Raw genomic sequence first — 2,462 nt, 5'->3', positions numbered from 1 at the left:
TTCCTCCTGGCTATTTATTTTCGGTTGGCGAACCAAAAATATTTTAGCACCTTGAGGAAGCTTTTTTAATACCACGCTGTAAGCTTTTTGGAACCCTAGGCATAGCCCAGGGTTTTCTTTTCTATAATAAAAAAACTGATAGCATATGCTATCAGTTTTTTATGACCCGTACGGGATTCGAACCCGTGTTACCGCCGTGAAAGGGCGGTGTCTTAACCGCTTGACCAACGGGCCAATAATGGCGGAGAAGGAGGGATTTGAACCCTCGCGCCGCTTACGCGACCTACACCCTTAGCAGGGGCGCCTCTTCAGCCTCTTGAGTACTTCCCCAAAAAAAATGGCTCCGCAGGTAGGACTCGAACCTACGACCGTTCGGTTAACAGCCGAATGCTCTACCACTGAGCTACTGCGGAATATTCATTTTATGGTGGGCCTAAATGGACTCGAACCATCGACCTCACGCTTATCAGGCGTGCGCTCTAACCAGCTGAGCTATAGGCCCTAAATATGGAGCGGGTGATGGGAATCGAACCCACGACATCAGCTTGGAAGGCTGAGGTTTTACCATTAAACTACACCCGCATATTAATTTTTTATAATGGGGCGACTAGTGGGAATCGAACCCACGAGTGTCGGAGCCACAATCCGATGCGTTCACCACTTCGCCATAGCCGCCATCGTTTTATACCTTCATTTTAGAAAAAACTAAATGGTGGCTCAGGACGGAATCGAACCGCCGACACAAGGATTTTCAGTCCTTTGCTCTACCGACTGAGCTACTGAGCCATCTTAAATGGCGGTCCGGACGGGACTCGAACCCGCGACCTCCTGCGTGACAGGCAGGCATTCTAACCAACTGAACTACCGGACCAGATTGCGGGGACAGGATTTGAACCTGCGACCTTCGGGTTATGAGCCCGACGAGCTACCAGACTGCTCCACCCCGCGACAATAATATAAGTAAATCAAATGGAGGAGGAAGGGGGATTCGAACCCCCGCGCGGTTTGACCCGCCTGTCGGTTTTCAAGACCGATCCCTTCAGCCGGACTTGGGTATTCCTCCTCAATGATATGGTGGACCTTGTAGGACTCGAACCTACGACCGGACGGTTATGAGCCGTCTGCTCTAACCAACTGAGCTAAAGGTCCAGATTTTTTATGGTAGCGGCAGAGGGGATCGAACCCCCGACCTCACGGGTATGAACCGTACGCTCTAGCCAGCTGAGCTACGCCGCCATCATATTAATAAATGTAAATATTGGTGGAGCCTAGCGGGATCGAACCGCTGACCTCCTGCGTGCAAGGCAGGCGCTCTCCCAGCTGAGCTAAGGCCCCATATGTTTCGCTGGTCGGGAAGACAGGATTCGAACCTGCGACCCCTTGGTCCCAAACCAAGTGCTCTACCAAGCTGAGCTACTTCCCGAAATATAATGGCGCGCCCGAAAGGAGTCGAACCCATAACCTTCTGATCCGTAGTCAGACGCTCTATCCAATTGAGCTACGGGCGCATTAATTTAAAAACAATGGTGCCGAGGACCGGAATCGAACCGGTACGGTAGTCACCTACCGCAGGATTTTAAGTCCTGTGCGTCTGCCAGTTCCGCCACCCCGGCATTGTTTTTGGAGCGGAAGACGGGATTCGAACCCGCGACCCCCACCTTGGCAAGGTGGTGTTCTACCACTGAACTACTTCCGCATAATATTTAATTAATTGGTGCGGGTGAAGGGAGTCGAACCCCCACGCCTTGCGGCGCTAGATCCTAAGTCTAGTGCGTCTGCCAATTCCGCCACACCCGCTTAATAAAACCAATATTTACTATATGGTGAGCCATGGAGGATTCGAACCTCCGACCCTCTGATTAAAAGTCAGATGCTCTACCGACTGAGCTAATGGCTCAAAAAAAGTGGTGCCGGCTAGAGGACTTGAACCCCCAACCTACTGATTACAAGTCAGTTGCTCTACCAATTGAGCTAAACCGGCGTGTATAGTCTGTCCATAATAATGGTGGAGGATGACGGGATCGAACCGCCGACCCTCTGCTTGTAAGGCAGATGCTCTCCCAGCTGAGCTAATCCTCCATATATAATGCCTGGCGACGTCCTACTCTCACAGGGGGAGAACCCCCAACTACCATCGGCGCTTTAGAAGCTTAACTTCCGTGTTCGGTATGGGAACGGGTGTGACCTTCTCGCTATCGCCACCAGACTTTTCTCAAGACATATTTTATTATACATGTTTTTGAGATTTTTTCAAGGATAATTTTAGAAAATTATTCCCTGAAAACTAGATTATGAAGTAAAGAAAGAAATGAGTAATCATTATTGTCCAGCTACAACGCCGATAAACAGGCGTTTCCGCTTTTCGTTTTAGTTAAGTCCTCGATCTATTAGTATCAGTCAGCTCCACATGTCGCCACGCTTCCACCTCTGACCTATCAACCTGATCATCTTTCAGGGATCTT

At 49.8% G+C, this 2,462-nt stretch carries 21 tRNA genes and 2 rRNA genes; all 23 read right to left on the bottom strand.

Features of this window, described 5'->3' with window-relative positions:
• Positions 1 to 162 precede the first annotated feature (162 nt).
• Positions 163 to 234: transfer RNA gene (locus QQZ16_RS03050), tRNA-Glu, on the bottom strand.
• Between the two features lie 5 nt (positions 235 to 239).
• Positions 240 to 330, bottom strand: a tRNA-Ser gene (locus QQZ16_RS03045).
• A gap of 8 nt (positions 331 to 338) precedes the next feature.
• Positions 339 to 413 (bottom strand) — tRNA-Asn (locus QQZ16_RS03040).
• Positions 414 to 425: 12 nt separating this feature from the next.
• A tRNA-Ile gene (locus QQZ16_RS03035) sits at positions 426 to 502 on the bottom strand.
• Positions 503 to 508: 6 nt separating this feature from the next.
• Positions 509 to 582, bottom strand: a tRNA-Gly gene (locus QQZ16_RS03030).
• A gap of 17 nt (positions 583 to 599) precedes the next feature.
• Positions 600 to 675: transfer RNA gene (locus QQZ16_RS03025), tRNA-His, on the bottom strand.
• Between the two features lie 35 nt (positions 676 to 710).
• A tRNA-Phe gene (locus tag QQZ16_RS03020) sits at positions 711 to 786 on the bottom strand.
• 8 nt (positions 787 to 794) lie between these two features.
• Positions 795 to 871, bottom strand: a tRNA-Asp gene (locus QQZ16_RS03015).
• A 3-nt stretch (positions 872 to 874) separates the two neighbouring features.
• A tRNA-Met gene (locus QQZ16_RS03010) sits at positions 875 to 948 on the bottom strand.
• Positions 949 to 970: 22 nt separating this feature from the next.
• Positions 971 to 1,063, bottom strand: a tRNA-Ser gene (locus QQZ16_RS03005).
• Positions 1,064 to 1,072: 9 nt separating this feature from the next.
• Positions 1,073 to 1,149, bottom strand: a tRNA-Ile gene (locus QQZ16_RS03000).
• Positions 1,150 to 1,159: 10 nt separating this feature from the next.
• Positions 1,160 to 1,236: transfer RNA gene (locus QQZ16_RS02995), tRNA-Met, on the bottom strand.
• A 23-nt stretch (positions 1,237 to 1,259) separates the two neighbouring features.
• Positions 1,260 to 1,335: transfer RNA gene (locus tag QQZ16_RS02990), tRNA-Ala, on the bottom strand.
• A gap of 11 nt (positions 1,336 to 1,346) precedes the next feature.
• Positions 1,347 to 1,423: transfer RNA gene (locus QQZ16_RS02985), tRNA-Pro, on the bottom strand.
• A gap of 8 nt (positions 1,424 to 1,431) precedes the next feature.
• Positions 1,432 to 1,508, bottom strand: a tRNA-Arg gene (locus tag QQZ16_RS02980).
• A gap of 16 nt (positions 1,509 to 1,524) precedes the next feature.
• A tRNA-Leu gene (locus tag QQZ16_RS02975) sits at positions 1,525 to 1,613 on the bottom strand.
• An 8-nt stretch (positions 1,614 to 1,621) separates the two neighbouring features.
• Positions 1,622 to 1,696, bottom strand: a tRNA-Gly gene (locus QQZ16_RS02970).
• Positions 1,697 to 1,712: 16 nt separating this feature from the next.
• A tRNA-Leu gene (locus QQZ16_RS02965) sits at positions 1,713 to 1,797 on the bottom strand.
• Between the two features lie 24 nt (positions 1,798 to 1,821).
• Positions 1,822 to 1,897, bottom strand: a tRNA-Lys gene (locus tag QQZ16_RS02960).
• An 8-nt stretch (positions 1,898 to 1,905) separates the two neighbouring features.
• Positions 1,906 to 1,981, bottom strand: a tRNA-Thr gene (locus tag QQZ16_RS02955).
• A 22-nt stretch (positions 1,982 to 2,003) separates the two neighbouring features.
• Positions 2,004 to 2,079, bottom strand: a tRNA-Val gene (locus tag QQZ16_RS02950).
• Between the two features lie 9 nt (positions 2,080 to 2,088).
• Positions 2,089 to 2,206: ribosomal RNA gene (gene rrf, locus QQZ16_RS02945) — 5S ribosomal RNA — on the bottom strand.
• Positions 2,207 to 2,367: 161 nt separating this feature from the next.
• A 23S ribosomal RNA gene (locus QQZ16_RS02940) occupies positions 2,368 to 2,462 on the bottom strand; the annotation flags it as partial.

The sequence above is a fragment of the Bacillus sp. T2.9-1 genome (assembly GCF_950097965.1).
Classification (GTDB): Bacteria; Bacillota; Bacilli; order Bacillales; family Cytobacillaceae; genus Niallia; species Niallia hominis.
The sequence above is the reverse complement of the archived record's forward strand: the minus strand, read 5'-3'. Positions and strand labels throughout refer to the sequence as shown.